The sequence below is a fragment of the Congzhengia minquanensis genome, from assembly GCF_014384785.1.
Taxonomy (GTDB): Bacteria; Bacillota; Clostridia; order UBA1381; family UBA9506; genus Congzhengia; species Congzhengia minquanensis.
The window spans coordinates 12,016-30,759 of record NZ_JACRSU010000005.1 but is presented as its reverse complement, the minus strand read 5'-3'; the positions used below and the strand labels follow the sequence as shown (position 1 = coordinate 30,759).

Genomic DNA, 18,744 nt, shown 5'->3' with positions numbered 1-18,744 from the left:
AGAGGAGGGACAATGGAGCGGTTGGAGGTTTTGCAAATAGCCAAACCGACTATAGCGGAATTTGTCCCGACGAGTTGCGAAAAAATGGCGGTAACAAAAGGGGTGCGGGGTGTAAACTGCGGATAGAATGAGTTTTCAGGAGGCGGTGTGGATATGGCAGATGAAATTGGCTCTAATTTCGGCCATGAAAAACGAGACGGCAAAAAAGGCCGGGAATCTCACGGGAAAAAAAAGAAAACTGCGCCTGGGAAAAAGGACAAGTATCACCGCTTTGTGGAGCCTAAGCTAAAGCTTATTCTGTGCTGGAAGCGTATGGGGTGGACCGATGAAGAGGTTGCGAAAAAACTTGGAATTGCCTATTCGACTTTTAAGATTTATAAGGGCAAATATGAGGCGCTTTCGGCCGTCTTACGCGCGGGCGCGGACGAGGCGAATGCCGAGGTGGAAAACGCATTGTTTGAAAAAGCCTGCGGCATGAAAGCCGTTGTGAAAAAGCCCGTTAAAGTGCGGGAAACCGTTTTCGAGAACGGGAAAAAGGTGAAAGAGATTGAGCGCATTGAATATGCCGAGGAAGAAGTGTTTGTTCCGCCTGATGTGACTGCGGATATGTTTTACTTGAAAAACCGTGTGCCGGACCGCTGGGGCGATAAACGTGAGTTAGTAGACGACGAAAGGCCGACTGGCATTATTCTTCTGCCTACGGCAGGAGAATAGGGCTCCCGCAAAGCCCCCGGAGGGGGAAAGGCTTTGTGGGATAGATGGAGCGCTGTCCAAATTTTAATTTGGGTAACAGCGCCCATGTCAAAACGTTCCAAGAGCGCAAACAAAGTGCTGCGCGATTGGCAAACGTTGACGGCTGAACCACAGCGGAGCAAGCGAAGTTTTTGCGGTTTTGGCAAAAACGAGCAGGCGTAGCTTGTGGTGACGCGCCTACGGCAGAAGAATAGGGTTCCCGCCTGCACTCGGAACGGGTGAAAGGCATAAGCCTTTTGGGAAAGATGGAGCGCTATCAAAATTTTTAATTTTGCAAATAGCGCCCATGTGATAGCGCCCCAAGAGGGCAAGCCAATGGCGCAGCCTGATTGGAACGGCGCGAACCACGGAGCAATGGCGAAATGGCGTGAGGAATTTTCGAAAGAAAATTGCGAACGGAGCTGAGTTTGCTCCGACGAGGAGAATGTAAAGCATGATTAAGTTTTTAAGGCCGAGAAGTGAAAATATGCGGGAAGTGGTGATGGTTCTTTGTGACGCCTTGAACCGGATTGAAAATTATGTGCGGGAGCAGGAGACGCAAAAGGCAGCGGCAGCGGCGGATTTGTCTGCTTTGGCTGCGGATATTAAGCTTTTGCGGGGAGATGTGGAAAGTTTGAGCGCAGAGCTTGATATATTGACAGCGACGGTGACTGGCTTGGAGAAGCGCATTGCCGATGCAGAGGACGACATTCGGGATATTTTTAGTCAGATATAGGAGTTTTTGCGTATGGATTTTGAGAAGATGAAAAGCTGTTATGTGCAATATCGCTCTTCTCTTTCCGGGTTTCGGGAGCGGGTGAAGCAGTCGCGGCTTTGGTTTAAACAGCAGCAGACGGAATATCAGGGAGGCTTTGCGGCAGGGGCAGGCCGTCCGAAGTCGCATAGCGGGCATATTTTTAACGCCATTCAGTATAAGCATGCGGATTTGATGGACAACTATCCTGCTGCAAACATTTTGCCCAGGGAGCCCAAAGACGAGGAAAGCGCAAAAGTTTTGACGGAGATTGTGCCCTTTATTTTGGAGCGGTGCGCCTTTAAACGGACGTATGACTTAAACCTTTACAACAAGCTGATTTCGGGCACGGCGGCTTATGGCGTGTTTTTTAATCCGGACGCGGAGGGCGGCCGGGGCGACATTGAAGTGAAAGACGTGGAGTTGTTAAACCTGACCTGGCAGCCGGACGCGGTTTCGCTTTCGGAATCGAAGTATATTTTTTATGACACGTTTATGGACGCGGAGGATTTTTGCGCGGTTTATGACAATTTAGAGGGCGTTTCGATGCAGATGCAGTATGACGAGCAGAAAGAGCTTGCCGGTGAGGACGCATATCGGACGGTTGTGATTACCGACGCCTATTATAAAAAGCTTGAAAAAGGCGGGCGGCGGATTTTACATTTTGCCCGGTTTTCGGGCAGCCGTGTTTTATTTTCCAGTGAGGACGAGGGGAAGCAGTTTCAAAACGGGTTTTATGCCCATGGGGAGTATCCCTTTATTTTTGATTTGTTAAATCCTGTTCCGGGAGAGCTGACCGGTTTGGGGCTTGTGGACGTGGCAAAGGACATGCAGGCGTATATTGACCGTTTGGACGAGGCCATTAACCGCAAGTGTTTGATTTGTGCCCAGGACCGGTATTTCTTTTCGGAGAACAGCGGTGTGAACGAAGATGAATTTTTGGACGTTTCCCGGCCGCTGGTGCATGTTCGGGGAAGTTTGGACGAGACACGGGCGGCTCCTTTGAATGTGGCCCAGCTGCCAAACTATATTGTGGAGCACAGGAACAACAAGATAGCGGAATTAAAAGAGATTACGGGAAACCGGGATTTTGCCCAGGGCGGGTCGAACGGCGGTGTGACGGCGGCCTCGGCCATTACGGCTTTGCAGACGGCTTCAGACAAGCTGGTGCGGGATAGTGTGACCTTTTCATATATTGCCTTTGAGCAGATGGTGCGTTTGGTGGTGGAATTGATTCGGGAGTTTTATGACGAGCCCCGGATTTTTCGCGTTACCGGGGACGACGGCAAGAATGAATATCGCTCTGTTTCTTCGGCGGAATTGTTTTCTGGCGGCGAGCGTTCTGTGTTTGATATATCGCTGACGGTGGAGAAGAACAATCCCTACCAGCGGGCAACCCACAACCAGCTGATTTTGGAATTGAACAATGCGGGGTTATTAAACCCGGACAATTTTGAAAATGCGTCGTTTATTTTAAAAAATTTGAATTTTGATGGAAAAGACAAGCTGATTCGGGATTTGGAAGAGCTTACGATGAAGCGCAGGCAGCAGGCGGAAGCTATGCAGCAGGCGCAATCGGGCGGAGAACCGCAGGGCGGAGCAGGTACGCCCCTTGTGGAAATTCCGATTGGAAATGAAGACGGTATGGCAGATAGCGGGCAGGACAGCGGTTTTGACGGCGGTACGCTTGTTGAAATACCGTTGGGGCAGAGCTGATGGAACGGATGTTTGGTTTGCGTGAGCAAAACGGAGGCAGCAAAATTTCGACAGGCGTGGTTTGGAAACCGCAGAAAAAGCAGATTGCATTTATGCGGCGGACAGAGGACGAAGTTTGTTACGGCGGGGCGGCGGGAGGCGGAAAGAGCGAGGCTTTGGTGATTGAAGCGCTGCGGCAGGTTGGGATTCCGCATTATCGCGCTTTGATTGTGAGAAAATCTTATCCTGAGCTTTCGGCTTTGATTGACAAGAGTTTTACCTATTACCCGTCCGCGTTTCCGGGGGCGCGGTATAACGCCCAGGAGCATGTTTGGCGGTTCCCGTCGGGGGCTAAGATTTCTTTCGGCTCGATGTATAACAAGCGGGACAAAAACAAGTATCAGGGGCGGAACTTTGATTTTATCGGCATTGACGAGCTGACCCATTTTACCTATGACGAGTTTGAGGCTTTGCGGTCTCGTAACCGCCCCCAGGGGCCCGGAACGCGGGTTTATATGCGTATGACCTGCAACCCCGGCGGCATTGGACACGGTTGGGTGAAAGAACGCTATATTGCTGGGAAAGAACCGCTGAAGCGGTACGTGCGGGAAATTTCGATTGAGGGAAAAAATTATTCTGTTTCTTCTTGTTTTGTGCCGGCAACGGTGTTTGATAATCCGTCTTTGTTAGACAACGACCCCGATTATGTGGCGCGTTTGGGAACGCTGCCGGAGGCTTTAAAAAAGGCGTTATTATACGGCGACTGGGATTCGTTTTCAGGGCAGGTGTTTACAGAGTTCCGCGACGATGCGGCCCACTATATTGACCGGCGGTTTACCCATGTGATTGCGCCGTTTGAAATTCCGAATACGTGGCGGCGGTATCGGTCGTTTGACTTTGGGTTTTCCCGTCCGTTTTCTGTTGGCTGGTGGGCCGCAGACCCGGACGGGCGGCTTTACCGGTATCGTGAGCTTTATGGCTGCACGGGAGAGCCGAACTGCGGTGTGCAGTGGTCGCCTGATGTGATTGCGGCAAAAATAAAAGAAATTGAGGACAAGTATGAGTCGGGGCGAACGATTTTCGGCGTTGCGGACCCTGCCATTTGGGACGATTCTCACGGGTCGGCCGGGTCGATTGTGAGTCAGATGGAGCGTTTCGGCGTTGTGTGGGAAAAAGGAAAGCATGACCGTATGGCTGGGAAGATGCAGCTGCACCGGCGGTTTCGGTTTGGAGAGGACGGGCGGCCTTATCTTTATGTTTTTAATACGTGCAAGGCCTTCATCCGCACGGTGCCGGCCCTTTGTTATGACGAGCTGGACGTGGAGGACGTGGACACAAAGGCGGAGGACCACGTTTATGACGAGACGCGGTATATGTGTATGGTGAATCCCATTTCCGTGCCCGTGGCCGAGGAGCAGAAGGAGTATATCTATAATCCGTTATCAGATTAGGGGGTCCCACAAAGCCCCCGGAGGGAAATAGGCTTTGTGGGATAGAGGAGAGACAATGGAGCGAAGGGAGGGTTTGCGAATAGCAAAACTGACAAAAGCAGAATTTGTCTCGACGAAATCCCCTTGGGGATTAGGGCTCCCGCCTGTACTCGGAACGGGTGCAAAGCCCCCGGAGGGAATAATAATGGGGTCCCCGCGAAGCGAATGCTTTGTGGGGAGAAGGAAGGGCAAGGAAACGTGCGGAGGTTTTGCGAATAGCAAAACGTAGCAAAGTGGACTTTGGCCTGACGCGGGAAAGAGGATGGAGCGCTATCAAAATTTTTAATTTTGCAAATAGCGCCCATGTGATAGCGCCTCAAGAGCGCAAGCAAAGTGCTGCGCGATTGGCGAGACGCGAACCGCTCAACAGCGGAGCAAGCGAAGCTTTTGCGGTTTTGGCAAAAACGAGCAGGCGTAGCTTGTGGCGACGCCCGTTGGCGGATTAACTAGAAAATGGCAAAACTTAACCTTACAAAGGTAAATATAACTTTACAGAGGGAGTTAATAAAAAATTGAGGAGGTTTTAATTATGGCAAAAGCAAAGACAGAAACAAAAGCGGAAGAAACGAATGTAACGGCAACAGGGACAGAGGAGGCCGAATCGTTTGAAACAGCGGCGGAAGACAACCGGGTGGACTATTGTTTGCCTATGAATTTGCTGACGAACGACGACACGATGGAAGCCTGTGTGAATGGTAAGGTTTATCAGATTCGGTGCGGAGAGACCGTGCGGATTCCAAAAGAACTGGCAGAGGTGTTGGACAATGCGATTGCGCAGAAAAAGAAAGTGGACGCAATGATTAAAGCGAGGGAGAAGAAATCGGTTGAGATTTCGTGAGGGGAAAGGTGGTAGCAGCGGTATGGAACATACTGAAAAAAACGTGCCGGAAAACGGCATGGAGCAAAATGAGGTTCAGGAAGAAAAACAAGAGGTTAGCAGCGAAAATTTGTTTGATTTGGTGGACAGCGGCAAATTAACGCTTGAGGAAGCAAATGAATTTATTGCGAACGAAAGCGCAGGGGTCCCGCAAAGCGGCAGCTTTGTGGGAAAAAGGAAGAATAACGGAGCGGGCGCTTTTCTTTCCGGCAGGGAAAACCGAGAAAGCGGAGTTTATTCTGACGCCGAGGAAGCAAATGAATTTATTGCAAGCGAAAGTGCCGGGGATTCGCCTGTGCCCAAAGACGGAAAAGACAAATTTTTGGAAAAAGAAGATGCGGAAAAGATAACCGCAGACGGCGAATCGGCTGAATTTGCCCAAACGCCGGAAGAGACGGGAGAAGCACAAAATGCGGGAGCTGGTGGAACAGAAGAAGGAAGTGCGCAGCCGTTTCGTGTGTTTCACACACAGGAAGAATATCAGCGGGTGTTTGACAACGCCTGGAACAAGCGATATGGTAAGATGATGCGGGAGCAGGAATCGAAAAATATGGAATATGATTCTTTGCTTTCTGATTTGGGCGACCTTTTGGGAGTTTCGAAAGAGGACGCACACAGAGAGCTTTCGCGCAGGAAACTGATGTTGGAAGCACAGCAGCGGGGTGAGGAAGACCCTGAAAGCTATGCGGCGGTGAAAGCCGCAGAGGCAGAACGCGACGGGTATAAAGCACAGCTTGACCGTCAAGCAAAACAGGCGCAGGCAAGGGAGGTTGTGGCGAACATTCGCCGGCAGGGGGCGGAGGTTTCGAAACATGACCCGTCTTTTGCATTAGACAGCGCCATGGAAAACCCGGAATTTGCAAAGATTGTGTTTTCTTTATATTCGCAGATGCCGGACAGAGCGGTGGAAGTGGCGTATCGTACTATTTATGGCGGCGCGCAGGCTTCCTCAGGCGGGCAGAAAGAGCCGTCTTTTACGGATTCGGCAAAGCAGTTTGGCGCGCAGGCTGTAAGGCCGGTTGAGGGCGGTGTTGCAGGCAGAGTGAAAGCGGAGCGAAAACCGCCGGATTTTGCCAAAATGAGTGATAAGGATATACTTGATATTCAGAATAGAGTGTTAAGAGGAGAAAAGGTAGAGTTTTAGAACAAAGTGAATGGAGCTCATTTTAGGGCTCCCGCAAAGCGAATGCTTTGTGGGAAGAAGGAAGGGCAAGGGAGCGGAGCGAAAGTTTTTTTGTAAGAAAAACTTGAGAGAAGCGGACTTTGGCCTGACGCGCGGGGAGAAAAGGTAGAGTTTTAAGGGAAAGAGAGCCCCCGCAAAACGCGTAGGGCTCCCGCCTGTACTCGGAACGGGTGCGAAGCCCCCGGAGGGGAACAATGGGGCCCCAAAAACGCGTTCTTAGCGCGTTTTGGGGAGAGGAGGAGCAACGAAGCGTTGTAAGAAATTTTCGCAAGGAAATTTCGAACGGAGCGTAGTTTGCTCCGACGAGAGAAAAGGTAGAATTTTAGATTTTAGAGGAGTGAGAACAAATTGGCAGATTATAAGACAAATACAACGGGGACAAGTACGTTAAGCCCCACAATTCAGACCTATTACGAAAAACAGCTTTTGGCGAATGCAAAGCCCAATTTGGTTCATAACCAGTTTGGACAGAAAAAGCCCATTCCAAAGGGAAGCGGCAAGAAGATTAATTTCAGAAAATTCTCGAAGCTGGCAAAAGCTACAACTGCTTTAACAGAAGGTGTAACGCCGGACGGAAGCAGCATGAACATTACAGAGGTTGAAGCAACTGTGAAGCAGTATGGCGCTTATATTACCACCTCTGATTTGCTGGAACTCTCGGCAATTGACCCGGTTGTGACTGAGAACAACAAGATTTTATCGCAGAACGCGGCGGAAACATTAGATTTTCTGACCGCACAGATTTTAGCGGCAGGAACCAACGTTTTATATGCCGGGGGCGGCGCTTCGCGTTCTGCTCTGACTGCTGCGGCGAACACCTTAAAGGTTTCGGACGTGAAGCGTGCGGCGGCGATTTTGAAAAACAACAATGCGTCTAAGATTAATGGAGCATATGTTGCTATTGTGCATCCCTTTGTTGGGTTTGATTTAATGAGTGACAGCGAGTGGATTGACGTGAAGAACTATGACAACAAGGATTTGTATGCCGGGGAGATTGGAACCCTTTATGGCATTCGTTTTGTGGAGAGTTCGGAGGCCACCGTGTTTAAAAAAGCGGGCGCGCCCACAACCAGCGGAAACGATGCCACGAAGATTGACGTGTTTGCTACCCTGGTGATTGGTGCGGACGCTTACGGCGTGACGGAGATTTCGGGCGGCGGCCTGAAAATGATTGTGAAGCAGCTGGGTTCTGGCGGTTCTACCGACCCGTTAGACCAGAGAGGCACCCAGGGCTGGAAAGCAACCCACACGGCGGAGATTTTAAACCAGCTGAATATGGTGAGAATTGAGAGTGCGGCCACAATGACCCTATAAGGGGCAGTGTGGCGATGGGGTCCCCGCAAAGCGACTTGAAAAAAGGGTTCCCGAAAAGCGCAGCTTTGTGGGAAAGAGGAGGAGCAAAGTGAACTTTGCTCCGACGAAGTGGCGTTAGGGCGGACGTTGGCCGTGTGCGGCGTCTGCCCTTTTTTACTAAGGTGGTGATTTTATGATTCTTCCGAAGATGCAGGGGAGCCGGGTTTCGGAAAAGGAAATTTCGGCGTTTTATGGGGTGAACCGCACGGCGAAGATTAATGATTTTCAGCTGTCGGAAATGAAAAACATGGATTGTGAGACGTTTCCGTTTGCAGCCACGCGCAAAAGCAGGGAGAAGATTTATCCGTTGGAGACGGAAACGCAAAGCGCTATGAGGCTGATTTGCGGCGACACAGATTTAGAAGACGATTATCTCGTTACAGGGATTACGCAGGACGGGGAGTTTATTTATCGGGGGGAGGAGGTTTCGGGAACCAGTGCGGTTGACTTTAGTGGCGTTTCTTATATGATGGAATATATGGGCGATTATGTTTTGTTTCCCAATATGGAAGCCATTACGGTTACGACGGAAGAGGAAAACGGAAAGCCTGCCTATTCGGCGGAGGTCAATACTGCTTCGGTTGCGGAACCTTTTGATAAAAAATTTAATGGGAGTAAAAGTTATAATTATTCCCACGAACCATTTGTGGTTGGCAACAATTCTATTCGTGTGAAATTTGAAGCTGATAGGCGGGGAAATTTGAATTCTGCCGTGCCGTGTGTGGAGTTTGAGAGCAGGTTTGCCGCGGGGGATTTTTATACTGGGCTTTCATTTAAGATGAATTTGTATTGCCGATATGGAAAGCTCGACGGAACAGTGCGTGAAGAATATCGCTGTCCGATTCCCGATGATGTTTATATGGTGATGGACCGGGTGTATTTCGTGGACGAAAATGAGAATGAAATTTTATATGGCCAAGACAATTTGGAGCCGTATTCTGAGTATTATATTTGTATTGATTTTTCGGCTTATACCATAACCGGCGAAAAGGTTTTAAATTTATCGCAATATTTTTTGGAAAATGCAATCATTCCCGAAGGAGAAGAAGAGCCTCGGCCCTCGATTTCAGGCAATTTTTGCGCTGGGTTTGTAGCCGGAAATGACAATTTGAATTGGTATTGGAACGACGTTGAGCTTCTGTTTATCAGCCCGCCCATGGTTTTTGGCGCGGCTTTTGGCGGGCGGCTGTTTGGCTGTGACACGCTGGGGGTTTCGGTTTATTATTCGTATGCTTCAGGTGAGCGGTATAACTTTAATCCGTCTGCGAGCGCGGGCGGCGCCGGATTTGTTTTAAGCGCAGATCCCGGAAAGTGGACGGCCATGTGCGCGTTTAACAATGCGCTTTATGTATTTAAGCGGGACGCCATGTATCGGATTTATTCCTCTGACGGGCTGGCCTTTTATATGGAGCGCATCGCGGATGTGGGAGCGACGGGGAACGAGGCAGTTTGTGTGGTGGACAATGTAATGTATTTTCTGTCTTCAAACGGGCTGTATGCGTTTTCGGGGTCTTACCCTCAGCCGTTGCCGGATTCGTTGGGGCGGACATATTTAAGGGGCGTTTTGGGCGGAGATAACGGAAAATTATTCTGCTCGCTTGCGTGGAAAGAAAATGAAGCTTTTAAGCGGGAGCTTTGTGTGTATCACATTGACAAAGGGATTTTCAGTGTGCATGACGACTTTGCCGCGAAGCAGTTTGTTTGGTTTGGCGGAGAATTGTATGCGCTGGAAGAAAGCGGCGTTGTGTGGCGCATGGATAGCGTGCGGGAAGCAGTGGAATTTTGTTTAGACACGAAGCAATATTTTTTCTCGTTTCAGAAAAAGTCAATGAACGCGGCGCGGATTTATTTTGAGTTTGACCCGGTAGGCGACGACGGGTATTTTGAAATTTTGGTTTCGGCAGACAACGGGGAATTTGTTCCCGCTGCGCCAAAGATTGCGAACGGGCGTGTGCGGTATGTGCCGATTAAGTTTCGGAAATGTGATGAATTTTGTATTCGCATATGCGGAAAAGGGATTTTTACACTGAAAGGGATTTCGTTTGCGCTATATCAAGGAGGAGACGTTAAGCAAAATAAGTAATTTGCTTAACGAGCCCGCCTGATGGGGCCCCCGCAAAGCCCCCGGAGGGGAATAGGCTTTGTGGGGAGGAGGAACGGCAACGGAGCGCAGGGAGGTTTTTGGTTTTGAAAAACCGACGGAAAGCGGACTTTGACGTGACGCGGAGGAGACGTGAAGCAAAACAGGTAGTTTGCTTGAAAAAATTACGGATATAGCGGACTTTGACTCGACGAGTAAAGGAGTGATTTTGTGATGCGGAGTTATGAGGACGAATTGAAGAAACAGGGTAAAAGTGTTGTTGAGGCGAGTAATCCTGCGGCGGCGTTTGAACCGAAAACAGTGGAAAACGATGTGCAGGCAAACGTTGCCCGGAAAAAGCCGGCAGGAGGCAATGCGCAGTATGTAAATGCTTTGACCGGGCAGCCGTCCTCCGTTCAGCCGGTAAATCCGGCTGGGGGCGGCGGGAAGCCGGCGGCGCTGGCGCAGGATATTACGGCCGGGGGCAGCGTGGGCCAACAGAATGGGAATGAAAATGCAGATTTTGGTGTGCGGAACTATTTGGAGCAAGAGCTGGGGATTGACGGCAAACGAGTTGGGTGGGACGGTGAAAATGTTACGTTTGACGGGAATCCCTTGATAAAAGCCGAGCGCGTTTCCGACGAGGGGCGTTCCTTTGTTGGTGATAAGTCCGCAGTGGACGCAGCGGTGGGGCAGTATGCCCAGGAGCACGGCATGGTGGCGGTTCGGGACTATGCAAACAGCTTAGGTACGCCCATGAATATTTCATGGAATGGGGATAACGGGACTGTTGAAATTAACGGGCAGGTTATGAAGCCGGATTTTATTTCGAATGGGAAAGCATATGTTTATAAAAACAAGCTGGATCAAATTTTAGAGAAAGCGGACAATGGTTTTCGCCGGAGCACGGACTATTTAAAGGACGCATATGACAAGTATGGCGGGGGCGTGGATGAGGCGTATAACGCTTTGATGAACTATGGGGATTTTTCGTATGACCAGAAGGGCGACCGCGCGTATCAGGATTTTATGGACGTTTACCGCCGGGCGGTTGAGGATGAATATAATACGAACATGGCCCAGGCGCGGTTTCGAACCGGTGGGCTTGCCTCCCCGGCCGTGATGAGCCAGGCGGCGGCAGTTCGGGCGCGGGCGTTAGACGATGCGGCAAAGTATGGGCAGCAGTATGAAGACCGGGCCTATGACCGGTGGAAAGACACACGTGACTTTAAAGCGGATGACCTTGCGACGGCGTGGGGTATGCTGGCGAATGAATATGGTTTGAATTCCGGCGCGAACAAGGAGGATATGGACGCATATTATACCCGGGTAAATGATGACAGGACAGGGCGGCTTTTTGAGCAGCAGCTGGAAAGCGGAAATTTAGATGTTAGGAAACAGAGAGATGATTTGATTACTTCGTTGTTAAATGGTGAGCTTGCGCGGAAGTATGCGCCGGGGTTTGCGGAAAATGAGTGGAAACAAGATGTGGCAGCTACAAATTCTGCAGAGCGCGCGGACAATATTGGGGCAATGTATGACGAGCCTATGGCGCAGGAAGACTATTCGCAGGCAGTGAATACGACAAAGGGCATGGAGCTTGCAAACGACACGGCGGCGAAAAATTTAAACTGGTTAGACGCTTTGAACGGAGTGGATTTGATAAGTGCGTTATCGGGCATTTTGGGCGAAGTGTATAACTGGCAAACGTTGAAGCAACAAACAGGCGTGACTCCGCAGGGAGCGGATAAATTGACTGAAATGGTTTTAAGTTACCTTGGAAGTTTGCCGAAATAACAAAACAGATTTTGCGTTGTGAAAAGCGGGCTGCTTGGCAGTTCGCTTATTTTTTTTGTGAAAAGGTGTTGACATACCCTATTAGATAGGGTATAATAATACTAAAGTTAGGTGATACTATGAAAAGAAAATTTGTGATGATGCCTGTGTTTGACAAGGTGTGGAAAGAAATGGGATTGACAGATGATGATTTGCAAGCCTTGCAGGAACAGCTTTTAGCAAACCCACAGATTGGTGACGTAATTTCTGGAACGGGTGGTCTTCGCAAAATGAGATTTTCTTTGCCGAACAGAGGCAAACGCGGCAGCAGCAGAATTATTTATATTGATTTTTGCGTTGTTGAAACGATTTATTTAATTTTTGCATATCCTAAAAATGAAAAGGATAATTTGAGTGCAGAAGAAAAACGCAATTTGAAAAAGTTGGTTGCGCGCATGAAAGAAACGCTTTCGGAGGTGTTTTAAGTGAACGTTTATGATGGAATTATGCAGGGGTTACAGGAAGCCGTGGACTATAACGAGGGCAAAATAAAAGCAAGAACAAAGACAATTTCGATTGAGCCGGTTCCTGATTTTGAAGCAAAAGAAATTAAAGACATTCGAAACGGACTGGGCATGACACAGGTTTTGTTTGCAGGGTTTATGGGTGTATCGATAAAAACCGTTGAGGCCTGGGAAGCTGGGCGGAATATGCCGGACGGACCTGCAAGGCGAATTCTTGCAATGCTTCAGGCAGACCCGAATTTGCCGCAGAGATTACACATTGTTGCAGAATAAATGAATCAATGGAATTGTGAAACAAAATCGTGTTGTAGAAAAGTTTTCGCACTGTGCTATATAAGCACAGTGCTTTTTTTTTGCGGAAAAATAAGCCGGTAAATAGCGCGTGGATTGTTTTAAACTTGGCGTATAGACATGTGAAAACAGGAGGAAGAAAGATGGACAAACAACAGTATGCGGCGGCGCTTGAAAAACAATATGGGAAATTATCGCAGTCGGAGCTGAGCGAACTAATCAGAGATAACGAGCGGAAGATTAACAGCGCGGAGCGGCCGGACATTGCTGCAGGGTATGCGCGGCAGAATCAATATTTGGCGAAGATGTATCGCAGCAAAAGCAACAGCGCAAACAACAGAAAAAATGACGCGAAAAACAATAATAGCAGCGGGAGCAGCAAAAGTAGTTCTAACAGTTTGTCGACCTCTTATTCTCCTCTCACGGGGCTGAAAACGGTAAACGAGCCGATATCGAGGATGAAGAACAGGACAAACAGCAGCGGGAAAAAGAGCGGCTCAGCGACGGGCGGCGGGAAAGCGGCAGACAGAAGCCCTGCGGTGTTTGGAGCGTATTCACCTGTTGCTGGTGTTCCTGACCCATTGGAGCGGCTTAGGAACAGGATAAGCGGCGGCACGAAAGAAGCGGCTGACAGTTATCGCGGCGGTGCGGCCCGGCGGAGGACGAATGTGCCTGCGGCAGGCAAAACGGTTGACCCTGTGACGGCGGATTATTTGTCGCGGATTTCGCAGTTAGCGCGTACGCTGGAGAAACACAGGCTTTCATCTGGAAGCGATTTTGACAAAATTTTATCTTTCAACAGGGTGTTGGCGCGGCAGGAAAAAGAAGACCGGGACAACGCTTATGAAAATGCGCTTTTGAAGCAGTTTGGTTCTTTTTCTTCATCACAGCTTCGGGAACGGATTGAACAAAACGAACGGGCGATTAGCGCTGCCAATCGCCCGGACGTTGCCGCGGGGTATGAAAGGCAAAACAAGATTTTGGCGCGCTGGATGTTGGAGAGACAGGCGAAGGAAAAGGCGGATTCTTTTCTTTCGCTGAAAAACAATGCCGATTTTAAGCAAACTGCAGCAGAGCGAAAGGCCGGTTTGCTTGACAGTGATTTTAAATATATTAACAATATTGATAACGAGCGCAGCAAAGCAAAAGCGGCGCGCGGTTTGAATGCGGGCATAAGCGGTGCAAGGCTTGACAATTTAGAGCAGCTGACGGCGGAAGAAACAGAAATTTATAACTATCTGCACAACACCCAGGGGAACCGCGCTGCAAAAGAATATCTTGACTATTTAGAGCCGGATTTAAATGCCCGGCGTGCAAAAAAGGATTCGGCCCGGGCAAAAGCATTTGCAAAGGAGCACCCGCATTTGTCGGACGTGTTTTCTGTTTTGGAAGCGCCGGCGCGGGCTGTGGGTTCTGCCGCTGCCGTTATAGACGATATTGCAGGCGCGGCAAATGGAAAAAAGGTTGATGTGAACTCGGTTTACCGTGCCGGAAGCAATGCGGTGGGGGCGGCCCGGGAGGTTACCAACAAAAAGTGGGAAGATAAAATAAACGTGAATTTGCCGGTTATTGGGAATTTGGGTTCTTTTTTACACGGCGCAGTGCTTTCAGGCTTAGACAGTGCAATGATGATGTTGACGGGCGGAGCGGTTGGAGGCGCTTTGGGAAAAACGGCGCAGGGCGCAGAAGCAATTGCCAAAGCCGTTGTTTCTGTTGGTCTGTCGTCGGAATTGGCGTCGAGTGAGATTGTGGCAAACAAGGCAAAAGGGTATTCGGATTTACGTGCTGTCGGGCTTGGGCTTGCCAATGGATTAACGGAGGCGCTTTCGGAAAAGTTTAGTCTTGATGTGATTATGAAAGGGAGTCCGAAAGGTGCGCTTGCGGCGATGGGACGTTCTTTTTTGGCGGAGGGGTCGGAAGAGGTTGCGTCTTCTGCGGCGAACATGGCCATTGACGCCATGGTGAACGGCAGCGATAGTGACATAAAGAAACGGATTGCAGAATATAAGCAGGCGGGGGAAGGAGATTTTGGTGCAGTTTCTAAGGCGCTTGCGGACTTTATTGTTCCTGAATTTTTAGCCGGCGGCCTTTCCGGCAGCGCCATGGGCGGCGTGCACTATGGAATGAGTGGAAAAAGCCAAAAGGCAGGCGGTAAAAACAGTGTTACGTTTGACGATATTGTGAACGCGGGGAAAGAACAAAGGGAAAACGTGCAAAACGGAACAGGGGCGAAAAATGGAGCGGATGACGGGATTTTGTATGCGATTAATTATGACGAAAACAATGTTCCGTTTGTGGAAGTGGAGAACGACGTTTTAGCAGGCTTGAATCAAAAAGAGAAACAGGCCAAGGTAAAAGAGATTTTAAAAGACAGGTTTTCGCAGGGCGTTTCTGTAGGAAATGAACAGATTCAGATAACGAAAAAGTCAAGAGATGAATTTTTAAATTCAAAATATACAAATACCCTTAAAAGAAAACAACCTTCTGTTTATGATGATAAACTACGTTCATCGGACAACCTTGATGAAATTGTTAAGGCTTCGCGTGACTATGTGGGCGAGGGCTTGAAACACCCAAGGAAAGACAGTATTCGTGAGTTTGCACGTGGTACAGTAAATTTGCGGGTTGGCGGAAAAGATTATTCTGCTGATGTTGTTGTTGGAACGAAATCCGATGATAGCCTTGTATTTTACGATTTAATTAATTTTAAGCCTGCAAAAATAAACGAAAGAGCACCCGTAACGAGAATGGTGAATAAAAATGATTCTACCAACTCATTAGACTGGAATGCTCTTTCTGATAGTAGTATACCACAAACCACAGAAAATTACAACCCCGAAATGCAAAAAAACAGTGATGAAAACGGACCAGTATATTCTGTGAATCCGGAGGGTGCAGAGCAGCGTGAGAGCCAAGCCCCTGCCATGCAAGAGAACGAGGCGGCGGTCGGCGGTAAGGCGCAGGAGGCGAGCATGGGGGCGTTTCGGCGTGTTGTTGAGGCGCTGGGGTATAAGGTGATTGATACGCCGAGAGCGGAGCGGGTTGATGCGATGTTGCAGAAGTATCAAAATGACTCCGAAAGCAGAAAGGCATTTTGGCAAGGACAACAGGGTTCCCGCAGCGTCCCCGGAGGGGAAAAGACGCTGTGGGATAAAGGAGGGGCAACGGAGCGGCAAGAGGTTTTTCCGACAGGAGAAACCGATAGAAGCGGAGTTTGGCCTGACGTTGATGGTTATGTGGATTATAAATTAGGAGAGGTGTATATAAACCCCAACGCGCAGAACCCGCAAAACGTTGTGATGAAGCATGAGCTGACCCACGTTATGGAGCGTGTGAGCACGAAATATTTAAAGCAGGCGAGCGACTACATAAAGACCACCCTGCCGGAAGTGTGGGAACGGACACGGGAACAGGTGATTAACAAATATGACCGTTTGGGGATTGATGTTTCGGAGCATTTGGAGTCGGAAACTATGGCGGAGATTGCGTCGGAATTTTCTACAGATAAAGCCATTAACCGGTATGGGACGAGTGCGCGGTTTTGCCGGAACATTTCGCTTTGGTTTTCATATATGGCGAAGAAAATTAAGTCTATTTTTGGCGATTTGACTGTGGCAGATAAATTGGAGATTGCCGCATATAAGTGGGAACAGGCGCTGAGACAGGCGGAAAAACAGGCGAAAATGGGCACAAATAGCGGAACGGACGGCGTTGTATTTTATGCCAGCAGTGATAAACGCAGTGCGTCTATTCGTGACCAACTAAAAGCGAACATGAAAAAAATTATGGCAATGCCGGTTGTGAAGCGAGTGACGTTTGATACGGATGTTGGAAGTGGTATTGAACAGCAAAAAAAGGATATGCTGAAACGTATTCAAAATATAGGAGATGGCAATGAGGCAGTAATAAATCGAAAGGGATTTGGCCCTGTTGAAGTTGGGTACCGTGAAATTAAAAGTGGTTTAAAATATCTTTCCACAAAAGAAGAAATCGCATCTGTTGACGCGATTTCGGATGTAATTCGAAATGGGATTCAGATTTGGTCGAATGACAACCACAAAGGGCGGGAATATCCGACATTTACCTTTGCCGCGCCGATTGAGTTAAACGGAAAACTTTATAGCATGGCGGTTGTGGTGAAAAGGACCAGCGCAAACAAATATAAGGTGCACAGGGTGTTGATGCCGGACGGGGCGGCATTAGAATTTTCGGAAGCCCAGAATAACGATATAAAAACAAAAGAAGCAGAGGCTACACCTAACCAGATGACCGCCCAAACGGACGGTGAGAGCCGGTCCATCACCTCTGCTTCTAATGAAGCAGAGGCTACTTTTACCCAGATGACCGCCCAAATGGACGGTGAGAGCCGGGCCATCACCTCTGCTTCTGATGACAGTGTATCACAAGATGCTGCAGCTGTCAATAACAATTTTATGCAGAATGAGGAAAATGATGCAACGTTAGATTTTTTACTTGCGGGAGAAAGGGCTAAAACACATGACCCGGCGGCATTGGACAAGGCCAAGCGGCTTTCGGCTTTTGGAGAAACGCCGCGGCAGATTTGGAAAGAAACGGGCTGGGTGAAAGGCCAAGAGGGCAAGTGGCGGTTTGAATTGGACGACAGCAAGATGAAGTTTCGGAAAAAGGACGGGAAGATTTGTGACGTTTTAAGGATTAGTGAATTGAACTTTCAGTCTATGACGGAGGGGTTAAGCGATGCGGAGTCGGACGAATTTTTACGGCTGCGGCAAGCGGCATCCCGCGGGGAGCTTTCTGCGCCTTTATCGGACGTGATTTCTTATGATTTGCTGTTTGAAGCGTATCCCGCTTTAAAAGAGGTTTTGGTGAAGTCGGACTATCATGCAATTGGAATGGGAAAAGCGGCGTTTGACCCGGGCACAAAAACAATTTATTTAAGCCCGCAGGCAAACGGAGCGAAGCTTCGGCAAACGCTGCTTCACGAAATTCAGCACGCGGTTCAGGACGAAGAAGGGTTTAGCTTTGGTTCTTCGCCGGATTATTGGAGGGAGAGAAGCGGCATTTCTGCTAAGGAAGCGGAGCGGCTCTATGAAAACACTGCGGGAGAGATTGAGGCACGGGACGTGGAGCGCCGGGCAGATTTAACGGAAGAAGAGCGGAGGGAAACGTTTCCCGCAAGCGCGGAGCCGAATGACGACGTGGTGTTTGCAGGGGAGGAAACAGGAAATGCATTCGTGCTGTATCATGCTGATAGCGCTGAATCAGATGCGGCAGGAATAATCTCCAAATTGAAAGAGCATTTACAAGACATTGCAAGGCAGCCAAAAGTATTTCATGTTAAAAAAAATGTTCTTGACGGGCTGGGGGAGAAAGCTTCGGAAGCAATTGGAAATTATTTTAACTCTATTGGAAACAAAGCAGTAAACCCGGAAATTGGAGTGGTTGAGCTTTCAAAACGCGGTGCAAAATCTACTGTGTTTCATGGAACAAGCAGTGAAAAGCTTAAAGCAGTTGGAGCAATTAAAGATGTGATTGAAAAAGGAACTATCTTTGATTTTGAAAAAAACTGGAAAAATCGTGGATATGACACATATCTTATAGCTGCCAACGGAACAGTTATGGGACAACCACGCGCATTGGGTGTTGTGGTTAAGGCTTATCCCGGAAGTAACATGAACAACAAATTTTATTTACATGAAGTAATAGAAATGGAGTTGACCCACCATCTTGACGCAGCCGCCGATAACGGCGTTACACACGTAAGCAAGTCAACTCCTATTGACAGTGTATCACAAGGGGAAACATCTGTCAATAGTTATTCTATGCAGACACAGGAAAATAATGCGTTTGACAGGATTTTGCGTATGTCCGGCGGGAGCAAAGAAAAGCGGATTACGTTTGACGATTTGCTGGAGGCGTAATTTTAAAAGAATGCAAAAAGAAAAAGGAAGTTGTATAAAGTCAAATATTTTTAAGTAAATACAGCATATTTATTTTAGATGAGGGAGCT

At 48.7% G+C, this 18,744-nt stretch carries 13 protein-coding genes; all 13 read left to right on the top strand.

The annotated features are described in order from the left end of the window. Positions 1-153: 153 nt before the first annotated feature. The 13 genes from H8698_RS11670 (at position 154) to H8698_RS11610 (ending at position 18,655) form a co-directional block, all read left to right on the top strand. A complete protein-coding gene (locus H8698_RS11670) occupies positions 154-714 on the top strand; it encodes a helix-turn-helix domain-containing protein (protein WP_177679983.1) in 561 nt (186 codons plus the stop codon). 33 nt (positions 715-747) lie between these two features. Further along, positions 748-915, top strand: a complete 168-nt coding sequence (locus H8698_RS11665; RefSeq protein ID WP_177679984.1) for a hypothetical protein — start codon at positions 748-750, stop codon at positions 913-915. A 271-nt stretch (positions 916-1,186) separates the two neighbouring features. After that, a complete protein-coding gene (locus H8698_RS11660; protein WP_249313671.1) occupies positions 1,187-1,468 on the top strand; it encodes a hypothetical protein in 282 nt (93 codons plus the stop codon). Positions 1,469-1,480: 12 nt separating this feature from the next. Further along, positions 1,481-3,202 carry a portal protein gene (locus H8698_RS11655; protein ID WP_249313670.1) on the top strand — a complete coding sequence of 574 codons (1,722 nt, stop codon included), beginning with the start codon at positions 1,481-1,483 and terminating at the stop codon, positions 3,200-3,202. Beyond that, positions 3,202-4,632 (top strand): phage terminase large subunit, encoded by a 1,431-nt coding sequence (locus tag H8698_RS11650; RefSeq protein WP_249313669.1) that lies wholly within the window; start codon positions 3,202-3,204, stop codon positions 4,630-4,632. Before H8698_RS11655 ends, H8698_RS11650 begins: the two co-directional genes overlap by 1 nt. A 568-nt stretch (positions 4,633-5,200) precedes the next feature. Then, positions 5,201-5,509, top strand: a complete 309-nt coding sequence (locus tag H8698_RS11645; protein ID WP_177679988.1) for a hypothetical protein — start codon at positions 5,201-5,203, stop codon at positions 5,507-5,509. 22 nt (positions 5,510-5,531) lie between these two features. Then, positions 5,532-6,692 carry a hypothetical protein gene (locus H8698_RS11640; RefSeq protein ID WP_249313668.1) on the top strand — a complete coding sequence of 387 codons (1,161 nt, stop codon included), beginning with the start codon at positions 5,532-5,534 and terminating at the stop codon, positions 6,690-6,692. Between the two features lie 387 nt (positions 6,693-7,079). Next, positions 7,080-8,045 carry a N4-gp56 family major capsid protein gene (locus tag H8698_RS11635; RefSeq protein WP_249313667.1) on the top strand — a complete coding sequence of 322 codons (966 nt, stop codon included), beginning with the start codon at positions 7,080-7,082 and terminating at the stop codon, positions 8,043-8,045. A 172-nt stretch (positions 8,046-8,217) separates the two neighbouring features. Then, complete coding sequence (locus H8698_RS11630) at positions 8,218-10,167, top strand: hypothetical protein (protein ID WP_249313666.1); 1,950 nt, start codon at positions 8,218-8,220, stop codon at positions 10,165-10,167. 231 nt (positions 10,168-10,398) lie between these two features. After that, positions 10,399-11,961 (top strand): protein kinase family protein, encoded by a 1,563-nt coding sequence (locus H8698_RS11625; RefSeq protein ID WP_249313665.1) that lies wholly within the window; start codon positions 10,399-10,401, stop codon positions 11,959-11,961. A gap of 119 nt (positions 11,962-12,080) precedes the next feature. After that, positions 12,081-12,425, top strand: a complete 345-nt coding sequence (locus H8698_RS11620) for a type II toxin-antitoxin system RelE/ParE family toxin (RefSeq protein WP_177677431.1) — start codon at positions 12,081-12,083, stop codon at positions 12,423-12,425. Then, entirely contained in the window at positions 12,426-12,737 is a 312-nt protein-coding gene (locus tag H8698_RS11615; protein ID WP_249313664.1) for a helix-turn-helix domain-containing protein, read from the top strand. It begins immediately after the preceding gene. A 161-nt stretch (positions 12,738-12,898) separates the two neighbouring features. Next, a complete protein-coding gene (locus H8698_RS11610) occupies positions 12,899-18,655 on the top strand; it encodes an LPD3 domain-containing protein (protein WP_249313663.1) in 5,757 nt (1,918 codons plus the stop codon). Positions 18,656-18,744 lie beyond the last annotated feature (89 nt).

Bases quoted from the DNA above. Each gene is read 5' to 3' on its own strand.
- H8698_RS11670 (WP_177679983.1), top strand. From the start codon at position 154: ATGGCAGATGAAATTGGCTCTAATTTCGGCCATGAAAAACGAGACGGC.
- H8698_RS11660 (WP_249313671.1), top strand. From the start codon at position 1,187: ATGATTAAGTTTTTAAGGCCGAGAAGTGAAAATATGCGGGAAGTGGTG.
- H8698_RS11655 (WP_249313670.1), top strand. From the start codon at position 1,481: ATGGATTTTGAGAAGATGAAAAGCTGTTATGTGCAATATCGCTCTTCT.
- H8698_RS11650 (WP_249313669.1), top strand. From the start codon at position 3,202: ATGGAACGGATGTTTGGTTTGCGTGAGCAAAACGGAGGCAGCAAAATT.
- H8698_RS11645 (WP_177679988.1), top strand. From the start codon at position 5,201: ATGGCAAAAGCAAAGACAGAAACAAAAGCGGAAGAAACGAATGTAACG.
- H8698_RS11640 (WP_249313668.1), top strand. From the start codon at position 5,532: ATGGAACATACTGAAAAAAACGTGCCGGAAAACGGCATGGAGCAAAAT.
- H8698_RS11630 (WP_249313666.1), top strand. From the start codon at position 8,218: ATGATTCTTCCGAAGATGCAGGGGAGCCGGGTTTCGGAAAAGGAAATT.
- H8698_RS11625 (WP_249313665.1), top strand. From the start codon at position 10,399: ATGCGGAGTTATGAGGACGAATTGAAGAAACAGGGTAAAAGTGTTGTT.
- H8698_RS11620 (WP_177677431.1), top strand. From the start codon at position 12,081: ATGAAAAGAAAATTTGTGATGATGCCTGTGTTTGACAAGGTGTGGAAA.
- H8698_RS11610 (WP_249313663.1), top strand. From the start codon at position 12,899: ATGGACAAACAACAGTATGCGGCGGCGCTTGAAAAACAATATGGGAAA.